The 19,662-nt window shown below is 72.4% G+C and carries 14 protein-coding genes; 7 read left to right on the top strand and 7 right to left on the bottom strand.

Annotated features, from left to right (window positions below):
- Nucleotides 1–90: 90 nt before the first annotated feature.
- A complete protein-coding gene (locus ACFFXY_RS09100) occupies nucleotides 91–1,152 on the top strand; it encodes a LacI family DNA-binding transcriptional regulator (protein WP_382348688.1) in 1,062 nt (353 codons plus the stop codon).
- Between the two features lie 62 nt (nucleotides 1,153–1,214).
- Here the strand turns inward: ACFFXY_RS09100 and ACFFXY_RS09095 are convergent, their stop codons facing one another.
- Complete coding sequence (locus ACFFXY_RS09095) at nucleotides 1,215–1,439, bottom strand: CsbD family protein (protein WP_382348685.1); 225 nt, start codon at nucleotides 1,437–1,439, stop codon at nucleotides 1,215–1,217.
- Nucleotides 1,440–1,602: 163 nt separating this feature from the next.
- Here ACFFXY_RS09095 and ACFFXY_RS09090 point away from each other — a divergent pair, with 163 nt between their 5' ends.
- Nucleotides 1,603–2,124 carry a GNAT family N-acetyltransferase gene (locus ACFFXY_RS09090; RefSeq protein WP_382348682.1) on the top strand — a complete coding sequence of 174 codons (522 nt, stop codon included), beginning with the start codon at nucleotides 1,603–1,605 and terminating at the stop codon, nucleotides 2,122–2,124.
- Here the strand turns inward: ACFFXY_RS09090 and ACFFXY_RS09085 are convergent.
- The 6 genes from ACFFXY_RS09085 to gltB all read right to left on the bottom strand — a co-directional run bounded on the left by ACFFXY_RS09085 (nucleotide 2,106) and on the right by gltB (nucleotide 14,199).
- Complete coding sequence (locus tag ACFFXY_RS09085; RefSeq protein ID WP_382348679.1) at nucleotides 2,106–3,293, bottom strand: sulfotransferase family protein; 1,188 nt, start codon at nucleotides 3,291–3,293, stop codon at nucleotides 2,106–2,108. The two genes, ACFFXY_RS09090 and ACFFXY_RS09085, sit on opposite strands and share 19 nt — an antisense overlap.
- Nucleotides 3,294–3,385: 92 nt before the next feature.
- Nucleotides 3,386–5,563: an acyltransferase family protein gene (locus ACFFXY_RS09080; protein ID WP_382348676.1), complete on the bottom strand. Its 2,178-nt coding sequence runs from the start codon at nucleotides 5,561–5,563 to the stop codon at nucleotides 3,386–3,388.
- Between the two features lie 189 nt (nucleotides 5,564–5,752).
- Nucleotides 5,753–6,646 carry an acyl-CoA thioesterase gene (locus ACFFXY_RS09075; RefSeq protein WP_382348673.1) on the bottom strand — a complete coding sequence of 298 codons (894 nt, stop codon included), beginning with the start codon at nucleotides 6,644–6,646 and terminating at the stop codon, nucleotides 5,753–5,755.
- Nucleotides 6,647–8,056, bottom strand: a complete 1,410-nt coding sequence (gene pyk, locus ACFFXY_RS09070; RefSeq protein ID WP_382348670.1) for a pyruvate kinase — start codon at nucleotides 8,054–8,056, stop codon at nucleotides 6,647–6,649.
- Nucleotides 8,057–8,258: 202 nt separating this feature from the next.
- A complete protein-coding gene (locus ACFFXY_RS09065) occupies nucleotides 8,259–9,728 on the bottom strand; it encodes a glutamate synthase subunit beta (RefSeq protein ID WP_382348667.1) in 1,470 nt (489 codons plus the stop codon).
- Nucleotides 9,721–14,199 carry a glutamate synthase large subunit gene (gltB, locus tag ACFFXY_RS09060; RefSeq protein WP_382348664.1) on the bottom strand — a complete coding sequence of 1,493 codons (4,479 nt, stop codon included), beginning with the start codon at nucleotides 14,197–14,199 and terminating at the stop codon, nucleotides 9,721–9,723. Before gltB ends, ACFFXY_RS09065 begins: the two co-directional genes overlap by 8 nt.
- A 365-nt stretch (nucleotides 14,200–14,564) precedes the next feature.
- On the opposite strand from gltB, the gene ACFFXY_RS09055 reads away from it, so the two are divergent.
- From ACFFXY_RS09055 to ACFFXY_RS09035, 5 genes are all read left to right on the top strand, one after another.
- A complete protein-coding gene (locus tag ACFFXY_RS09055) occupies nucleotides 14,565–15,524 on the top strand; it encodes a DUF1720 domain-containing protein (RefSeq protein WP_382348661.1) in 960 nt (319 codons plus the stop codon).
- Nucleotides 15,525–15,659: 135 nt separating this feature from the next.
- The gene (locus ACFFXY_RS09050) at nucleotides 15,660–16,445 is read left to right on the top strand and encodes a hypothetical protein (protein WP_382348658.1); all 786 of its coding nucleotides are present in this window, start codon (nucleotides 15,660–15,662) and stop codon (nucleotides 16,443–16,445) included.
- A 53-nt stretch (nucleotides 16,446–16,498) separates the two neighbouring features.
- Nucleotides 16,499–17,446: an RNA polymerase sigma factor SigJ gene (sigJ, locus tag ACFFXY_RS09045; RefSeq protein ID WP_382348655.1), complete on the top strand. Its 948-nt coding sequence runs from the start codon at nucleotides 16,499–16,501 to the stop codon at nucleotides 17,444–17,446.
- A gap of 102 nt (nucleotides 17,447–17,548) precedes the next feature.
- Complete coding sequence (locus ACFFXY_RS09040) at nucleotides 17,549–18,745, top strand: NAD(P)/FAD-dependent oxidoreductase (RefSeq protein WP_382348652.1); 1,197 nt, start codon at nucleotides 17,549–17,551, stop codon at nucleotides 18,743–18,745.
- Nucleotides 18,746–18,815: 70 nt separating this feature from the next.
- Nucleotides 18,816–19,658: an SDR family NAD(P)-dependent oxidoreductase gene (locus tag ACFFXY_RS09035; protein ID WP_382348650.1), complete on the top strand. Its 843-nt coding sequence runs from the start codon at nucleotides 18,816–18,818 to the stop codon at nucleotides 19,656–19,658.
- The last annotated feature ends 4 nt before the right edge of the window (nucleotides 19,659–19,662 follow it).

Raw genomic sequence — 19,662 nt, 5'->3', positions numbered from 1 at the left:
TGCGGCGGGTTCGCGCGACGCGGTCGTCCGCAGTGTGAACTACCCTGAGTGCGGACCCGTCGCATCCCAACCGGTGAGAGAAGGACCCCTGTGCCCAAGAAGTCGAATGCCGACACCGCGAAGCGCCCCACGATCAGGGACGTGGCCGCGCGCGCGGGCGTGTCGGTGCCGACGGTCTCGCGGGTCCTCGCCGGGAACTACCCGGTGGCGCCCGCGACCCGCTCGAAGGTGCTGCGCGCCATGCGGGACCTCGACTACGTGGTGAACGCCCACGCGCGGGCGCTCGCGGGCGCGACCACCAAGACCGTCGCGTTCGTCGTGGACGACGTCACCGGGCCCTTCTACGCGTACATCGCGCGCGGCGTCGAGCAGCAGGCCGCCTCCGAAGGCCGCCTGTGCCTCCTGTGCACCACCCACGGCGACCCCGAGCGGGAGCTCGCCGTCGTGGAGCTCATGCGCGAGCAGCACGCCGAGGCCGTCATCGTCGTCGGCGGCGCCTGGGACAACGAGCACTACCAGGAGCGCATGCGCTACTTCGCGACCGCGCTCGACCGCTCGGGCTCGCGCCTGGTCCTGTGCGGGCGGCCCTCCCCCGGCGACGACGTCCCCGCCACCGTCGTCCACTACGACAACGAGGGCGGCGCGTACGCCATGGCCTCGCACCTCCTGTCGGCCGGGCACCGCCGCATCAGCTACATGGGCTTCGGCGAGGGCCTGACCACCACCGACGAGCGCATCCGCGGCTTCAAGCGCGCCCACGCCGACCACGGCGTGGAGGTGGACGAGTCGCTCATCCTCCCGGGGAGCTTCAGCAAGGCCAGCGGCCACGAGCTCACCCGCGGGCTCCTCGCCGAACGCGACGACGTCACCGCGGTCTTCGCCGCCACCGACATGGTCGCCGCCGGGGTCCTCAAGGCCCTGCGCGAAGCGGGCGTGAGCGTCCCCGACGACATGTCCGTCGTCGGCTTCGACGACATCCCCCTGGCCTCCGACCTGACCCCGGCACTGACCACCGTGCACGTCCCCCACGAGCAGCTCGGCCGCGAGGCCGTGCGCCTGGCACTCCACAGGGGACCGGAAGTGGAGGACCGGGTCGTCCTCGGCACCCACATCGTGGTCCGCGAGACCGTGGCGCCGCCGCGCCGGAAGTAGACGCGCGCGAGGGGCCGGGACGCACGCGTCCCGGCCCTGTCGCGTCTCACGCGGGCTTCAGGTCAGCGCTCGTCCCGGTCCTTGCCGGTCATGCGCTCCTTGGCGTCGTGGAGCTTGTCCTCGGCCTTCTCCTTGAGGTCGTGCCACTCCTCCTTCGCCTTGCCCTTGAGCTCGTCCGCGCGCCCCTCGTTCTCAAGGCGGTCGTTGTCGGTGGCGTCACCGACCTTCTCCTTCGCGCGGCCCTTCATCTGCTCGGCCTGGTCCTTCGCTTTGTCGAAAGCGCCCATGGTTTCCGTACCCCCTTCGGTGCGGTCATACATGGGGCTACCCGTCCGGCCGCCGGTTTATGCATCGCCGCCGTGACCTGGGGTTCGACCGGGTGCGCCGCCCCTCCCGACCCCCGTCGATCTCCTGATGGCGGATGTCGGCGGGGCGGGGCAGAATCTTGGGGTGACTTCTGACAGCGCGATCCAGATCCGCGAGGTGCTCCCGAGCGAGCACGCGGCGCTCGGCGACCTCACCGTCGACTCGTATCTCAAGGGCGGCTTCCTCATCGGGGGGCTCGACGACGAGTACACGCCGCACCTGCGGGACGTGGCGCACCGCGCCGCCCGGGCCACCGTGCTCGTCGCCGTGGACGGGGAGCGGCTGCTCGGCGGCGTGACCATCGCGTTCCCCGGGAGCCCGCTCATGGAGCTGGGCGGGGACGGCGACGCCGAGATCCGGATGCTCGCGGTCGACCCGGACGCGCACGGGCGCGGCGCCGGGTCGGCGCTCGCGGCGGCGTGCGTGGAGCGGGCGAAGGCGGCGGGCACGAAGCGGATCGTGCTGTGCTCGCAGCAGGAGATGACCACCGCGCACCGGATCTACCGGCGGCTCGGGTTCGAGCGCGAGCCCGCGCTCGACTGGGAGCCGCTGCCCGGCGTCATGCTGTGGGCGTTCGCCTTGCGGCTCTATAGAAACGAGTCGTAGATCCGCTTGTAGTCGGCCAGCGCGTAGTCGACCTCGGCTTGGCCGAGGCCGTAGCGGGCGAGGTCGTAGCGGTGGCCGCGGGGGCGGGTGGCGAGGGCCGCGTCGAGTGCGGCCTGCTCGGCGAGGCCCCAGGGGAGCCCGAGGCGCTGGAAGAGCGCGGGGACCTCGCGGGGGGCCTCGGTGGTGAGGTGGCGGTAGGGGACGTCGAGGACGGCGTAGGCGGGGAGGCGGGCGCGCTCGGTGCGGGCGCGGTCGGTGCCGGTGGCGAGGAGGCCGAGCCAGAGGCGCCCGATGTCGGCGGGGTCGGCCTCGGTGGTGTTGACGGCCATGGCGGTCTCGGTCATGGAGCACAGGGACGCGAGGGCGTCGGCGGGTTCGCGGTGGGTCCACACGATCTGGGCGTCGGGGAAGGTCTTCATGAGGGGGCCGAGGCTCCAGAGGTGGGCGGGGGCGCGCAGGACCCAGCGCCGCCGGGGGCTGCCGTGCTGGAGGACCTGGAGGGTCTGCTTGAGGTAGCGGTAGTCGGGGGCGGCGTCGCGGTCGAGCATCCACTGGACGTAGCCGGGCGGGTGGATGCGCACGAGGTGGCCGATGCCGTGCGGGAGGACCCAGATGCAGGAGTCGGGCTTGTCGGGGTGCATGTCGTAGAGGGCGCCGAAGGTGGGGACGGCCTTGTGCATGGCGTCCACGGTGCGTTCGGTGCGGCGGCGGTGGTCGTGGTCGGGGGCGGTGGGGAGGTCGGGGTGCATGAGCTGGTGGAGCAGGGGCGCGCGGTGGCCTGCGGGGGCGGCGAGGAGGCGCTGGAGGTGGGTGGTGCCGGTGCGGGGGATGCCGGTGACGACGATGGGGCGGTCGATCCGCTCGTCGGCGATCTCGGGGTTGAGGGCGTGGAGTTTGCGGATGCGCAGGCGGTTCTCGATGCGGTCGGTGACCTCTTGGACGGCGCTGAGCCAGCCGACGGGGGTGAGGCCGGGGACGTCGGCGTAGGCGTGGAGGAGGGCGCGCATGTCGTCGGTGAACTCGTCGTCGCCGCGGGCGGTGGAGCCGGTGCGCTGCTCGGCGTCGCGGACGGCGCGCTCGATGAGGCGGTCGACCTTCTTGCGGCGGCCCGCGACGGCGGGGGTGAGGACCGTGTTGACGGCCCTGAGCCAGGGCGCGACGCGCTCCATCCGGGTTCACTCCTTTTGTGCCGCTTGTGAATTGAGGTGAGCCTACCGTCGGGTGGCGGTAGGCCCGCCCCGGGTCCTGCCTGTGCAGGTTGTCACTGCGACTCTGCTGGCTCCAGGGGGATCGCGGCCGCGAGCTGCGGCGCGAGCTCGGCGACGAAGCGGGCCGCGAGGTGGTTGGAGTCGCGGTAGACCAGGAGGTTGCCGACGACGACGGGGCAGGTGCCCTCGTCCACGTCGCACATCCACGGGATCGGGTCCACGACGCGCGCGCCGGTGTCGGCCACGGCCGCCTCGGTGTCCTCGCGCCGCTCGGGCTCGATGAGGGCGTCGTCCAGGTCGCCGACGCAGGTGCTGGCGTCCTGGGGGTTCTCGGCGAGGCAGTCGGGGACGTCCTCGCCGAGGTCGGGCGAGTCGGCGAGGTAGTAGACCTCGTCCGCGGACTCCTCCAGGCGCTCGACGCTCTCGACCCACCCGTCGGTCCAGGCCGCGTCGGGGTCGTCGGCCATGACCTCCTTGTCGTCGTAGGTCGCGGCGACCACGGCGTCGGGCTCGACGTCGTCGAGGAGGTCGTAGACGCCGTCCTTCCACTCGGGGCACTCGGTGTACTCGCGTTCGAGCTTCGGGTCGTACTCGCGCACGTCGGGGACGGAGCAGTTGGCCTTGGTCATGGCGAGCAGGCGCCACCCGGCGGCCTCGGCGAGCTGGTTGACGGCCGGGAACCACTGGGCGGCATGGGAGTCGCCGAAGAGGACGAGGGTCTTGTCGCCGTCGGGGTCGCCGTACCAGCAGTCCTCGTCCACGTTCGGGTCGTCGCGCTCCACGACGCAGCCGTCGTCGTAGAGGGCGGGCTCGTCGAGCTTCGCGTCCTCCAGTGCGGGCGTGAGGTTCGCGGGGACGGTGTCCACGTCGGAGGACTCGTCGAGGAGGTCCCACACGGTGGCGTCGTCGCCGGTGATCTCGGCGGCCTCCTCGTTGGAGGCGGCGGGCATCGGCTGGAGCGAGGCGAGGATCGACAGCGCGAGCGCGCCGGTGATGAGCCCGCCGCCCATGGCGAGGGCCCGGGAGGGCACCTGCACGAGGGTCCGGCGGGTGCGGATCGGGTTCTCCACCAGGTGGAACGTGGCGACGGCGAGGAGGAACGCGGCGGCCATGAGCACCAGGTAGTGGCGCAGGCGCGGCTCCTCGACGCCGAGCATCGCGGGGCCGATCATGACCAGGGGCCAGTGCCACAGGTACAGGCCGTAGGAGATCTTCCCGACGTACTGGGCGGGCGCGACGCCCAGGAGCATGGTCGCGCCGAAGCGGTGCGGGGCGCAGCCCGCGGCGATGACGAGGGCGGTGCCCGCGACGGGGAGGGCCGCGGCGGTGCCGGGGAAGGCGGTGCGCTCGTCGATGAGGAGCACGGAGGCCCCGATGAGGCCCAGGCCCGCCCAGGAGCCGGCGGCGGCGGCCCACGCGGGCAGGCGCCGCAGGTGCGCGGCCGCGACGGCGACCCCGGCTCCCGCGGCGAGTTCCCATGCGCGCGTGTGGATGCCGAAGTAGGACCAGACCGGGTCGGGCCCCGACTGGGTGGCGCTCAGGTACAGCGAGGCGGCGCCGATCGCGGTGAGCACCACGGCGATCGCGGCGGTGCGGCGGCGGCGCAGGTGGTCGCCGGGGGCGAAGCGCCCGCCCCAGACGCGGCGCGCGAGCAGCGCGACGGCCAGGAGCAGCAGCGGCCAGAATATGTAGAACTGCTCCTCGACGGCGAGGGACCAGAAGTGCTGCAACGGGGACGGCACGGCGTCGGCGTTGAGGTACTCGGTGCCTTCGCGGGCGAGGCGGATGTTGACGACGTTGAGCGCGGCGGCCGCGGCGTCGGTCGCGATGTCCGGGAGCCTGGTGCGCGGCAGCCAGATCCACGCGGCGGCGAGCGTCGCGGCGAGCACGACGGCGGCGGCGGGCAGGAGGCGCACGGCGCGGCGGGCGTAGAACCCGGTGATGGAGACGCGGCCGGTGCGGTCGATCTCGCGCAGCAGCAGCGAGGTGATGAGGAAGCCGGAGATGACGAAGAAGACGTCGACGCCGATGAAGCCGCCCTCAGCGTAGAAGAAGCCGATGTGGGACGCGATCACCGCGCCCACGGCCAGGGCCCTGAGCCCTTCGATGTCGGGCCGCCAGTGGCTCGGCCGCGCACCGGGTTCCTTGGTCGCGGCCGCCGGGGCGGCCGGTGTCGGTATGGGGGCGCCGCTTCGGGGCGTCGCCGCTTGTTCCGCGTTGGTCAGACGCATATGTCGGGTCTCCGCAAAGGTTCACCGGGCAGGGACGGGCCGGTCGGGCAGGACCGGCCGATGACGATGGGGGTCGGTACCGGGGACGAACGCCGACCATAGCATTCGCCGCTTACCGGTACCGACCCCCTCGAAATCGGTGAAATCAGCCTCATTCAGCCGCTCACCGTCCGTCAGGTCGCTCCCGCACTACGGGACGCCCGGAGCCTCCGGGGTCTGCCTGAGCAGGCCCTCCTGCGTCGCGGAGGCGATGTACTGCCCCGCGGCGTCGAAGAAGCGGCCCTGGGCGAGGCCGCGGCCGTCGGCCGCGGTCGGGGACACCGAGTCGTACAGGACCCAGTCGTCGAAGCGGAACGGGCGGTGGAACCACATGGCGTGGTCCAGGCTCGTCCCGAGGTACCCGCCGGGGCCCCAGACGGCGCCGTGGCGGGACAGGACCGAGTCCAGGAGCGTCAGGTCCGAGGCGTACGTCAGGACGCACACGTGGATGAGCGGGTCGTCGGGGAGGACCCCGTCGGCCTTCATCCACACCCGCTGCCGCTCCAGGGCCGGGCGCTCCCCCGAAGCGGAGAAGCCCGAGCCGCCGAAGTACCGCACGTCGATCGGGCGCGGCACCCGCGCCCACATGCCGAGCCGGTCCGGGTGCGACTTGAGCTGCTCGCTCAAGGGCGGGATCGACTCGGGCGCGGGCAGGTCCGGCGGGGCCGGGTCGGCGTGCTCCAGGCCGCGCTCGCCGGTGTGGAACGAGGCCGACATGAAGAAGATCGTCTGCCCGCCCTGGAGGGCCACCGTGCGGCGCACCGAGAACGAGCGGCCGTCGCGGATGTCCTCGACCTGGTAGATGATCGGCTTGTCCGCGTTCCCGGGGCGCACGAAGTACCCGTGCAGCGAGTGGACGTGCCGGTCGGCCGGGACGGTCCGCCCGGCGGCGACGAGCGCCTGCCCGGCGACCTGGCCGCCGAAGACCCGCTGGAGGCCCACCTCGGCGCGCGGCCCGCGGAACAGGCCCTTGTCGACCTGCTCCAGGTCGAGGACGCCGAGGAGCGAGTCCACGGCGTCCTGTCCCACGAGGACCTCGACCATCTAGGAGCCGATCTGGTGGACCCGGACCGTGTTGGTCGAGCCCGGCGTGCCCGCCGGGGTGCCCGCCACGATCACGACCAGGTCGCCGGGGGCGGCCAGGTGGTGCTCCTGAAGCGTCTTGTCGACCAGCTGGAACATCGCGTCGGTGTGGTCGACGTGCTCCACCAGGTACGAGTCGGTGCCCCACGACAGGGCCATCTGGTTGCGGACCGACTCGATCGGCGTGAGGCCGTAGATCGGGCGGTTCGGCTTGAGCCGGGCGAGGCGCTTGACGGTGTCACCGGTCTGGGTGAACGCCACGAGGGCCTTCGCGCCGATCGCGTCGGCGATGTCGGCGGCGGCGTGCGTGACGGCGCCGGACTTCGTGCGCGGGTCGTGGAGCAGCTCGCGCAGGCCGATGGGGCCGCACTCGGTGGTCTCCACGATCTTCGCCATGGTCCGGACGGTGCCGATCGGGTACTTGCCGACCGAGGTCTCGCCGGAGAGCATGACCGCGTCGGTGCCGTCGAGGACGGCGTTGGCGACGTCGGAGACCTCGGCGCGGGTCGGGCGGGCGTTCTCGATCATCGAGTCGAGCATCTGCGTGGCCACGATGACCGGCTTCGCGTTCTCGCGGCAGAGGCGCACGATCTCCTTCTGCACGATCGGGACCTCGTCGAGGGGCATCTCGACGCCCAGGTCGCCGCGGGCGACCATGACGCCGTCGAACGCCAGGACGATCTCTTCGAGGCGCGCGACGGCCTCGGGCTTCTCGACCTTCGCGATGATCGGGCGGCGCACGCCGACCTCGTCCATCACCTTGTGGCCCAGGCGGACGTCGTCGGGCGTGCGCACGAACGACATGGCGATGAGGTCCACGCCCAGGTTCAGCGCGAACTTCATGTCCGAGATGTCCTTCTCGGAGAGTGCCGGGACGCTGATGTTCACGTTCGGGAGCGACAGCCCCTTGTTGTTGGAGACCGGGCCGCCCTCGACGACCAGGCACTCGACGTCGGTGTCGTCGGCGCCGAGCACTTCGAGCGCCAGCTTGCCGTCGTCCACCAGGAGGCGGTCGCCCTTGGTGACCTCGGCCGGCAGCTTCTTGTACGTGCAGGACACGCGGTCGTGGGTGCCGTCGACGTCGTCGGAGGTGATCTTGATGCGGTCGCCCGCGTTCCACTGCTCCGAGCCGTTGGCGAAGGTGCCCAGGCGGATCTTGGGGCCCTGCATGTCGGCGAGGATCGCGACGGGCTTCCCGGCGGCCGCGGCGGCGTCGCGGACCATCTGGTACACGGCCTCGTGGTCGGACTGGGCGCCGTGCGAGAAGTTCATGCGGGCGACGTTCATCCCCGCGTCGATCAGGCCGGCCATGCGCTCGGGCGTGGCGGTCGCAGGCCCGATGGTGCAGACGATTTTTGCTCTACGAGTCACCCTGCGATGTTATATCGGACCTTCACTCGCACTCAGGGGGTCACCGCAGTTGAGAGCTGTGATTCACCGTATGTGAATACGAAAAAGCGTAGGCGGAATTGAGCGCAGTGCGTCAGGGGCGATTGCGCCTGAAGCCGAGGCGAAGCTTGCGAGCCTCGCCATTCGGCAGAGCTTTACTGCGCTCAATTCCGCCTATTGCACGTTATGCGGCGAGCGGTTGTGCGGAGGCCGCGACGGGCGCGGGGAGCGCCGTCTGGCCGCCGAGGTACCGGTGCGCGGCGGCGGCCGCGGCGCGGCCCTCCGCGATCGCCCACACGATGAGCGAGGCGCCGCGGTGGGCGTCCCCGGCGACGAACACGCCGGGCGCGTCCGTCTGCCAGTCCTCGCCGCAGTCGATCACGTTGCGGCGGGTGCGCTCGATGCCGAGCTGGCGCAGCAGCGGCTGGTCCTCGGTCCCGGCGAAGCCGATCGCCAGGAGCACCAGGTCCGCGGGCACGAGCCGCTCGGTGCCGGGCACCGGGACGACGTCGCGGCGGCCCTGGGACTTGTCGACGGTGACCTCCGAGAGGCGCATCTGCCGGACGTGCCCGTGCTCGTCGCCGACGAACTCGGCGGCCGCGGAGGCGTAGTTGCGCTCCCCGCCCTCCTCGTGCGCCGGGTAGTTGCGGACGATGACCGGCCAGGTCGGCCACGGGTCCTTGCCCTCGTCGCGGTCCGAGGGCGGCATCGGGTACAGGTCGAGCTGGCGGACCGAGGCCGCGCCCTGCCGGTGGGCCACGCCCAGGCAGTCCGCGCCGGTGTCGCCGCCGCCGATGATGACCACGTGCTTGCCCTTGGCGTCGATCGGCGCGAACGGGGCCTTGCCCGCCGCGACCTGGTTGGCGCCGACGAGGTGCTCCATCGCCTGGTGGATGCCCGCCAGGGACCGGCCGGGCTGGTCGGTCTCGCGCCCTTCGAGCGCGCCCACGGCGAGCACGACCGCGTCGTGGCGCTCGCGCAGGTCCTCGGCGGTGATGTCGACGCCGACGTTGACGTCGCAGAGGAACTCCACGCCCTCGGCCCGCATCTGGGCGACGCGGCGGTCGATGTGGCGCTTCTCCAGCTTGAAGTCGGGGATGCCGTAGCGCAGGAGCCCGCCGGGGGCGTCGTCGCGCTCGTACACCGTCACCGAGTGGCCCGCGCGGGCGAGCTGCTGGGCGGCGGCCAGGCCCGCCGGGCCCGAGCCGACGACCGCGACGGACTTGCCCGTGGCGAACGCGGCCGGGCGCGGTTCGACGTTGCCGTCGTCGAAGGCCCGGTCGATGATCTCGACCTCGATGTTCTTGATGGTCACCGGGTCGTCGCCGATGCCGAGGACGCACGCGGCCTCGCACGGCGCCGGGCACAGCCGCCCGGTGAACTCCGGGAAGTTGTTCGTGGCGTGGAGCTGCTCGATCGCGGCGCCCCACCGGTCGGTGCGGGCCAGGTCGTTCCACTCGGGGATGCGGTTCCCGAGCGGGCAGCCGTTGTGGCAGAACGGGATGCCGCAGTCCATGCAGCGCGAGGCCTGGGCCGTCACGAGCTCGCCGGACGTGCGGGTGTACACCTCGCGGTTGTCGAGGATGCGCACCGGGATCGGGCGCTTCTTCGGGACCTCGCGCTGGTGCTGGAGGAATCCGCTGGGGTCAGGCATTGCCGGCCTCCGTCTGGGCTTGCTGGAGGGCGAGAACGGCCTTGTACTCGCGCGGGATGACCTTCGTGAAGCCGCTGGCGGCCTTGGGCCAGTTGCCGAGCAGCTCGGACGCGACCGCCGAGCCGGTGGCCCGGCCGTGGCGCAGCAGCAGCGAGTGGACCAGGTCGATGTCGGAGGCCGACAGCGGGTCGAGGTCCGCCAGCGCGGTGTTGGTGCGGGACTCGTCGAGGCGCCACACGTAGGCGGTGCCGCCGGACATGCCTGCCGCGAAGTTGCGGCCGGTGGGCCCGAGGACGAGGACGGTGCCCGCGGTCATGTACTCGCAGCCGTGGTCGCCCACGCCTTCGACGACGGCGACGGCGCCGGAGTTGCGGACGGCGAAGCGCTCGCCGACCTTCCCGCGGATGTACGCCTCGCCGGAGGTCGCCCCGTACAGGAGCGTGTTCCCGGCGATGACGTTGTCCTCGGCGGCGAAGGGGGCCCCGGCGTCGGGGGCGAGCACGAGGCGTCCGCCCGAGAGGCCCTTGCCGACGTAGTCGTTGGCGTCGCCGACGAGCTTGAACGTGGCGCCGCGGGTGAGGAACGCGCCGAAGGACTGCCCGGCGGTGCCGCGGAAGGTGAGCTTCACGGTGTCGTCGGGGAGGCCCTCGCGGTGGGCGCGGGAGACGGCCGCGCCCAGGAGCGCGCCGACGGACCGGTCGGTGTTGCGGATCGGCAGGTCGGCCTCGACGCGCTCGCCCTGCTCGATCGCGGGGCGGGCGAGGTCCACGAGGGCCGCGCCGAGGGTGGCGTGGACGCCGTGGTCCTGGACGGTGGCCTGGACGCGGGGGCCCGCGACGGGGGCGGCGATGACGTTGGCGAGGTCCACGCGGGCGGCCTTGCGGCCGGGCGCGGGGAGCTGCTTGAGGCGCTCGACGTCGCCGATGGCCTCGTCCAGGGAGCGGTAGCCGAGGTCGGCGAGGATCTCGCGGACCTCTTCGGCGATGTAGCGGAAGAAGTTCTCCACGAACTCCGGCTCGCCGGTGTACCGCTTGCGCAGGACGGGGTCCTGGGTGGCGACGCCGACGGGACACGTGTCGAGGTGGCAGACGCGCATCATGACGCAGCCGGTGACGACGAGCGGGGCGGTGGCGAAGCCGAAGCCCTCGGCGCCGAGGAGGGCGGCGACGACGACGTCGCGGCCGGTCTTCATGGCGCCGTCGACTTCGAGGCGGATGCGGTCGCGCAGGCCGTTGCGGACGAGGGTCTGCTGGGCCTCGGCGAGGCCGATCTCCCACGGGGTGCCCGCGTGCTTGATCGAGTTCGCCGGGGACGCGCCGGTGCCGCCGTCGTAGCCGGAGATGAGGATGGTGTCGGCCTTGGCCTTGGAGACGCCCGCGGCGACGGTGCCGACGCCGACCTCGGACACGAGCTTCACGTGGACCTCGGCGTCGCCGCCTCCGGCGTGCTTGAGGTCGTGGATGAGCTGCGCGAGGTCCTCGATGGAGTAGATGTCGTGGTGCGGGGGCGGGCTGATGAGGCCCACGCCGGGGGTCGAGTTGCGGGTCTTGGCGATCCACGGGTGGACCTTGTTGCCCTGGAGCTGGCCGCCCTCGCCGGGCTTGGCGCCCTGGGCCATCTTGATCTGGATGGCGTCGGCGGTGGCGAGGTACTCGGAGGTGACGCCGAAGCGGCCGGAGGCGACCTGCTTGATCGCGGAGCGGCGCTCGGGGTCGTAGAGGCGGTCGACGTCCTCGCCGCCCTCGCCGGAGTTGGAGCGGCCGCCGAGGCGGTTCATGGCGATCGCGAGGGTCTCGTGCGACTCGATGGAGAGCGCGCCGTAGGACATCGCGCCGGTGTGGAACCGCTTGACGATGGCCTCGACGGGCTCGACGTCGTCGAGCGGGACGGCCTCGCGGGAGTCGTCGAAGCCGAGCATCCCGCGCAGGAGCCCGGAGTCGGCGGCGATGGCGTTGACCTTGTCGGTGTAGCGCTTGAAGACCTCGTACTGGCCCGAGCGGGTGGCGTGCTGGAGCAGGAACACCGTCTCGGGGTTGAACAGGTGCACCTCGCCTTCGCGGCGCCACTGGTAGTCGCCGCCCGGGGGCAGCGGCTCGCTCGTCTCGACGGTCCGCTCGTAGGCGGCGCGGTGGCGCTCGGCGACCTCTTTGGCGAGGGTCTGGAGGCCGATGCCGCCGATGGAGGAGTCGGTGCCGGTGAAGTAGCGGTCCACGAAGTCGGCGTCGAGGCCGACGGCCTCGAAGATCTGCGCGCCGGTGTAGGACGCGATCGTGGAGATGCCGATCTTCGACATGACCTTGAGGACGCCCTTGCAGAGCGCGTTGATGTAGTTCTCGACGGCCTGGGCCGGTTCGGCGGCGACGACGCCCTGGGCGCTGAGCTCCTCGACGGAGTCGAACGCGAGGTAGGGGTTGATCGCGGCGGCGCCGTAGCCGAGGAGGACCGCGGCGTGGTGGACCTCGCGGCAGTCGCCGGTCTCGACCAGGAGCGCGACCTTGGTGCGGGTCTGCTCGCGGACGAGGTGCTGGTGCACGGCGGCGGTGAGCAGGAGCGAGGGGATCGGCGCGAGGTCGGCGGTGGAGTCGCGGTCGGAGAGCACGAGGATGCGCACGCCGTCCTCGATGGCCTCGGAGACGTGGCGGCAGATCTCGACCAGGCGGTCCTTCATGCCGCGGGCGCCGTGGCGGGCCTTGTAGACCCCGGAGACGCGCACGGCCTGGAAGCCCGGCATGTCGCCGTCCTCGTCGATGTGGAGGATCTTCGCGAGCTCCTCGTTCGAGAGGATCGGGCGGGTCAGCTCGATCTGGCGGCACGAGTGCGGGCCGGGTTCGAGGAGGTTCCCCTCGGGGCCGACGGTGGTCCCGAGCGCGGTGACGAGCTTCTCGCGGATGGCGTCGAGCGGCGGGTTGGTGACCTGCGCGAACAGCTGCGTGAAGTAGTCGAACAGGAGCTTCGGGCGCTTCGAGAGCCCGGCGATGGGCGTGTCGGAGCCCATGGAGACCAGCGGCTCCTCGCCGTTGGCGGCCATGGGGGCGAGGAACATGCGCAGCTCCTCGTCGGTGTACCCGAAGGTGAGCTGGCGGCGGCGCACGGACTCGGCGTCGTAGGTGCGGGGGCGGCGCTCGGGCAGCTCTTCGAGGCGGATGAGCCCGGCGTGGAGCCAGTCCCCGTAGGGGTGCTCCTTCGCGAGCGCGTCCTTGACCTCTTCGTCGTCCACGATGCGTCCGGCCTCGGTGTCCACGAGGAACATGCGGCCCGGCTCCAGGCGGCCCTTGGCGGCGACCTTCGCGGGGTCGATGTCGACCACGCCGGCCTCGGAGGCGAGGACCACGAGGTCGTCGGTGGTGCGCCACCAGCGGGCGGGGCGCAGGCCGTTGCGGTCGAGGACCGCGCCGATCTGGACGCCGTCGGTGAAGCAGACCGCGGCCGGGCCGTCCCACGGCTCCATGATGGACGCGTGGTAGCGGTAGAAGTCGCGGCGCTTGGGGTCCATGGTGGCGTTGTGCTCCCACGCCTCGGGGACCATCATGAGCATCGCGTGCGGCAGGCTGCGCCCGCCGAGGTGCAGCAGCTCCACGACCTCGTCGAAGTTGAGGGAGTCGGAGCCGTTCGGGGTGTTGATCGGGAACAGGCGGCGCAGGCGGCCGGGCAGCGCCGCGGTCGCGAGGTCGGCCTGGCGGGCGGTCATCCAGTTGCGGTTGCCGCGGATCGTGTTGATCTCGCCGTTGTGGGCGACCATCCGGAACGGGTGGGCGAGCGGCCACGACGGGAACGTGTTCGTGGAGAACCGCGAGTGGACGAGCACGATCGCGGAGGTCAGGCGCTCGTCGGCGAGCTCGGGGTAGAACTGCGGGACCTGCGCGGGGGTGAGCATGCCCTTGTACACGACGGTGCGGCCGGAGAGGCTGACGATCGCGGCGCCGTCGAGCTGGCGCTCGCGCATCTCGCGCTCGGCCTGCTTGCGGACGCAGAACGCGAGCCGGTCGAGCTCGATCCCGGAGGCGGCGGCGTCCTCGGCGGCGAGGAACACCTGGGAGACGCGGGGCTTGGAGGCGAGGGCGGCGGCGCCCAGGCCGGAGGCGTCGGTGGGCACGTCGCGCCAGCCGAGGACGCGGCAGCCCTCGGCCACGGCGTACTTCTCGACGATCGCGCGGGCGCGGAGGGTGGCGTCGTCGTCCTCGGGGGTGAAGACGAGCCCGGCGGCGTAGTGGCCGGCGGCGGGGAGGGGGAAGTCGACGGCGTCGCGGTAGAAGGCGTCCGGGATCTGGAGCATGATGCCCGCGCCGTCGCCCGAGTCGGGGTCGGGGGCGGTGGCGCCGCGGTGCTCCATGCGCACGAGCGCGGACAGGCCGCGCTCGATGACGCTGTGGGCGGCCCGGCCTTGCATGTCCGCGACGAAGGCGACGCCGCAGGCGTCGTGTTCCCAGGCGGGGCGGTAAAGACCGGGTGCGGGGTTCAGGGCAGAAACCAACCGTGGCCTCCTTCGTCGTCAAGCGCGCACGGCATGTGGGGATGCCCGTGCACGGCGGTGTTTCGTACGGGACGACGTCGGCCCGAGAGAATGCAAAGTGTCAGCCGAGTGTAATGCATCGCTCATCTGTCAGACACCATCGTCCTACGATCCGAGCAGGTCGCGCGGTTTTTCTGAACGAACCCTCAGGCGGGCTCCCGAGTCGCGCGCAACCTTCGCGTAATGGGCGTGTAACGGCACCTGGACCCGAGGCCGGGCCGTGCGGACCGGTGGACGCGGGTGGTTAGAGTGATCCCATATCGCACGGTGCCCATCCCGTGCAGGCACCCCTCGACCAGAGTACGTTCGCAAGGAGTCTTCTTCCAATGACCTATCCCCCGCCCCCTGGCTACGGACAGCAGCCGCAGCAGCCGGGCTACCCGCAGCAGCAGCCGGGCGGGTACGCCCCTCAGCCGCAGCAGCCCGGCTACGGGCAGCCGTCCCAGCCCCAGTACGGGCAGACCCAGCCTCCCGGCTTCGGCCAGCAGCCCCCCGGCTACCCGCCGCCCCCCGGAACGCCCGGCGGCCCCTACGGCGCCCCGCCGCCCATCCCGCCCTCGGGCGGTGGCGGCGCCGGCCTGGTGTGGAAGATCGTGGCCCCGATCGCGGTCGTCCTCATCATCGGCGTGGTCTTCATCGTCCGGCTCATCGCGAACGACGGCGACGCGGGCAACGCCCTCGACGACCTGACCGACTCCGACTCGTCGACCTCGGTCGCCGAAGGCGACTGCCTCATCGAGGACCTCAACTCGACCACCACGTCCACCGACACCGACCCGACCGCCGGCCTCACCGCCGAGTGCGACGCGGCCGAGTCGTACTGGACCGTGAACAAGGTCGTGGACGACCCCGACCTGCGCGCCGACTCCCTCGGCGAGCTGGAGGACTACGCGGGCGTCGAGGCCGAGTGCGGCGCCGTGGCGCTGCGCGGCGCGTTCGGCGAGGTCTGGCAGTCGTACTTCTACGTGTACGACTGGGACGGCGGCAAGGTCGACTTCCTGCTGTGCCTGACCGCGATCGAGAAGGAGAACGCCGACGGCGCCCTCCCGGTCACCCCGAACACCGGCGACTGCACCGACGGCAACGGCCTGAAGATCGACTGCTCGGCCCCGGGCGCGCTCTACACCGTCGAAGAGGTCGAGGCCTACGACCCGCCGCTGGAGGAGTCCGCGTTCGACTCCACCACCGCGCTGGGCGGGTGCCCGAACTCCGGCTACTACGCCGCCGCCCTCTACGGCGGCGACGGGCTCATCTGGGGCGCCTACTGCTCCAGCGACAACCTGTAGCGCCGCAAGGACATCGAGGGCCGCTCCCGCACCGCGGGGGCGGCCCTCGCCGTTCCGTCACCAGGGCGGGCTCGCCGGGTCCGCCTATGATGGAGGGGAACCGCCCCGAGTACGGCCACCCGACGGAGAGCCGCCATGACCTACCCGCCCCCGAACCCCTACGACCCCTCGCAGCAGCAGCCGGGCTACGGCCAGCCCTCGGCGCCCCAGCACTACACGACCGACGCCGACCCGTACTCCCGCCCCGACGTGTACGGCCCCGGCGCCGGATACGGCAACCCGCCGCTCAACGTCCAGCCCGGCAGCGCCCCGCCCGGCCTCCCGTACTCCCCCGCCGCCCCCGGCTACGTCCCCGGCCAGCCCACCGGGTACCAGCAGCCCCCGCCGCCGCCCGGCCCGCCCGGCGGCGCGTTCATGGCCGGGCAGGCCGCGCCCCCGCCGCCGCGCACCGGCGGCAACACCAGGCTCATCGTCACGCTCGTCGTCGTGGTCCTCGCCGTCGCCGTCGGCGGCACGTTCCTCGCGATGAACCTCGGCGAGGACGAGGGCGACCCCGTCGCCGAGGAGACCACGAGCGCAGCGGCCGAGGAGACCACCGGCGCCGCCGTCGAGGAGACCAGCGCGGGCGAGTCCGAGTACCGCGTGCCCGTCGAAGGCGAGTGCATCGAGAACGTCACCACGGGGTTCTACGTCGTGGACTGCGAGGGCGAGACCGCCTACTGGTACGTCGTGCACATCGTCCAGGCCCCCGCCGACGCCGACCCGAGCGACCCGACCCACGCCGTGGCCGCCGCCGACGCGTGCGAGGGCTACGAGTGGACCCAGTACTACTACACGGACACCGCGATCGCCGCGGGCCGCGACTGGGACCCCGACATCGACTCGATCACCGCGCTCTACTGCGTCCGCGAGGTCGGATAGCCCACGGCCCCAACGAGGCCGCCGCACCGCGCGCGCGGAGCTAGGATCGGGCCATGACCCTGACCCTGGACGACGTGGACCGCTTCGAGGCCGCCAGGCCGCGCCTGGCGGCCATCGCCTACCGGATGCTCGGCTCCGCCGCGGAGGCCGAGGACGCCGTCCAGGAGGCGTTCCTGCGCTGGCAGGGCGCGGACGTCGCCGCGATCGAGGTCCCCGAGGCGTGGCTGACGAAGGTCCTCACGAACCTGTGCCTGAACCAGCTCACCTCGGCGCGGGCGCGGCGCGAGACGTACGTCGGCGAGTGGCTGCCCGAACCCGTCCTCGGCGGCGACCCGATGCTGGGCCCGGCCGACACGGCCGAGCAGCGCGAGTCGGTGTCGTACGCCGTCATGACGCTCATGGAGCGCCTGTCGCCCAACGAGCGCGCCGTCTACGTGCTGCGCGAGGCGTTCGACTACCCGCACCGCGAGATCGCCGCGATCCTCGACATCACCGAGGCCGGAAGCCAGCAGATCTTCCACCGCGCCAAGAAGCACGTCGCCGACGGGCGCACCCGCGCCGAGATCGACCAGGCGGCCGCGCGCCGCATCGTGGAGGAGTTCCTCGCGGCGGCCACCGGCGGCTCGGTGACGCCGCTGCTGGAGCTGCTCACCGACGACTCGATCGCGATCGGCGACGGCGGCGGGAAGGTCCCGGCCCGCGCGAAGGCGTTCGAGGGCGCCACCGCGGTCGCGAAGTTCCTGTGGGGCATGTTCCGGCCCGCCGCGGTCAAGCGCGACATGATCGGCGGCGCCGCCGACCTGTACGCGTGGCCCGTCAACGGCGAGCCGGGCCTCGTCGCGGTCGTCGGCGACCGGGTCGTCGGGGTCATGGCGGTCGAGATCGCGGCGGACGGCGTCGCCGCGTGCCGCACCCAGGTCAACCCCGACAAGCTCGCCCGCGCCACGGCGCTGTGGGCGACGCTCGACCACGGGGAGCCCCTGGTCGAGCAGGCGTTCTGACCCCTCCTGACGTCATGTGACGTGCTTCACTGCTTATTCCTGTCAGCTTTCGCGGGCCCGCCCGGTTCAGGTCGCGAACACGAAGCAGACAGGAGCAAGCCCATGCAGCACCGCATCATCGTCCTCGGCGCCGGCTACACCGGCGCGTTCGCGGCCGGCCGCCTCGCGCGGCGGCTGCACGGCGACGACGTGGCCGTCACCCTCGTCAACGCCGAGCCCGACTTCGTCGAGCGCGTCCGCAACCACCAGCTCGCCGCAGGCCAGGACCTCAAGCCCCGGCCCTTCGCCGAGATGTTCGCCGGGACCGGCGTCGAACTCAAGCTCGCCGAGGTCACCGCGGTGGACGCCGACGCGAAGACCGTCGCGGTCACCGGCTCCGGCGGCGCCGAGACCCTCGCCTACGACACGCTCGTCTACGCCCTCGGCAGCGGCTGGACCGACCACGGCGTCGCCGGGGCCGCCGAGCACGCCTACGAGATCGCGAGCCGTTCCGGCGCGCTTCGCCTGCGCGACCGCCTGGCCCGCTTGGACGCCGGGTCCAGGGTGACCGTCGTCGGCGGCGGCCTCACCGGGATCGAGGCGGCCACGGAGTTCGCCGAGGCCCGCCCCGACCTGGACGTCGCGATCGTCGCCCGCCGCGACCTCGGCGACTGGGTCTCCCCGAAGGCGCAGGCGCACCTGCGGAAGGTCTTCGCGAAGCTCGGCATCACCGTTTACGAGCACACCGACGTCGCCGAAGTGCGCGACGGCGAGATCGTCACCGCCGACGGGACCCGGATCGCCAGCGCGGCGACGGTGTGGACCACCGGGTTCGCGGTCCACCCGATCGCGGCGGCCACGACCCTGGAGACCACCGCGCGCGGCCAGATCGTCGTGGACGGCGACATGGCCTCGGTCTCGCACCCGGACGTGTTCGCCGTCGGCGACGCGGGCTACGCGATCGGCGACGCCGGCGTGCCACTGCGCATGTCGTGCGCCTCGGGCATCCCCATGGCCCAGGCCGCGGCCGACGCGATCACGGCCCGCCTCACCGGGGCGAAGGCCGGGAAGGTGCCGCTGGGGTACTTCAACCAGTGCATCAGCCTGGGCCGCACCGAGGGCCTGATCCAGTACGTGCACGCCGACGACCGCACCCGCACCGTCTCGCTGCGCGGCCGGTTCGCCGCCCGCTACAAGGAGATCATCTGCAAGGGCGCGGCCTGGGGCGTCGCCAACCCGACGTACGGCATGCCGGTGCGCCGCCGCCGCGTCGCGAAGGCCGCCGAGCACGCCGGCTCCGCCGTCAAGGCCCTGGCCTAGTCCCTCCCCTGGGCCCGGGCGACACCCCGCCCGGGCCCGCTCCCCGCACACAACGCAAAGGAACATCATCATGAGCAAGGTCTGGTTCATCACCGGTTCGTCCCGCGGCCTCGGCCGGGAGTTCACCGAAGCGGCCCTCGGCCGCGGCGACCGCGTCGCCGCCACCGCGCGGAGCACTGAGAGTTTCGGCGAGCTGGTCGAGAAGTACGGCGACGCGGTCCTGCCGCTCGCCGTGGACGTCACCGACAAGGCCGCGGTGGACGCGGCCGTCGAAGCGGCCGTCGCGCACTTCGGCCGCCTCGACGTGGTCGTCAACAACGCCGGGTACGCGCAGGTCGGGGCGGTCGAGGAGCTGTCCGAGGCGGAGCTGCGCGGCGAGATGGAGACGAACTTCTACGGCGCCGTGTGGGTCGTCCAGGCGGTCCTCCCCCACCTGCGGGCGCAGGGCTCGGGCCACATCGTGCAGCTCTCGTCGGCGGCGGGCCTCATCGCGATGCCGCTCGGCGGCGCGTACCACGCGTCGAAGTGGGCCCTGGAGGGTCTGAACGAGGCGCTCGCGGGCGAGGTCGCGTCGTTCGGGATCAAGGTGACCATCGTCGAGCCCGGCGGGTTCGCCACCCGGAAGGGCAAGAACCCCGACCCGCTCGACAACGGCCACATGGCGGCCGCGCACCCCGCGTACGTGCCGCTGCGCGAGAAGCTCGCCCAGGCGGTCAAGGGCCAGCCCGCGGGCGACCCGGCCGCCTCGGCGCGGGCGATGCTCAAGCTCGTGGACCTGGAACAGCCGCCGCTGCGCGTCCTGTGGGGCCTGGGCTTCCACCCGATGCTCAAGCAGGCGTACGCGGCCCGGCTCCAGGGCTGGGAGGACTGGAAGGAGCTGTCGCTGGAGGCCCAGGGCGAGCTGTCGGTCTGAGGGA

It is taken from the genome of Glycomyces mayteni (assembly GCF_042428885.1).
Lineage (GTDB): Bacteria > Actinomycetota > Actinomycetes > Mycobacteriales > Micromonosporaceae > Glycomyces > Glycomyces mayteni.
The sequence above is the reverse complement of the archived record's forward strand: the minus strand, read 5'-3'. Positions and strand labels throughout refer to the sequence as shown.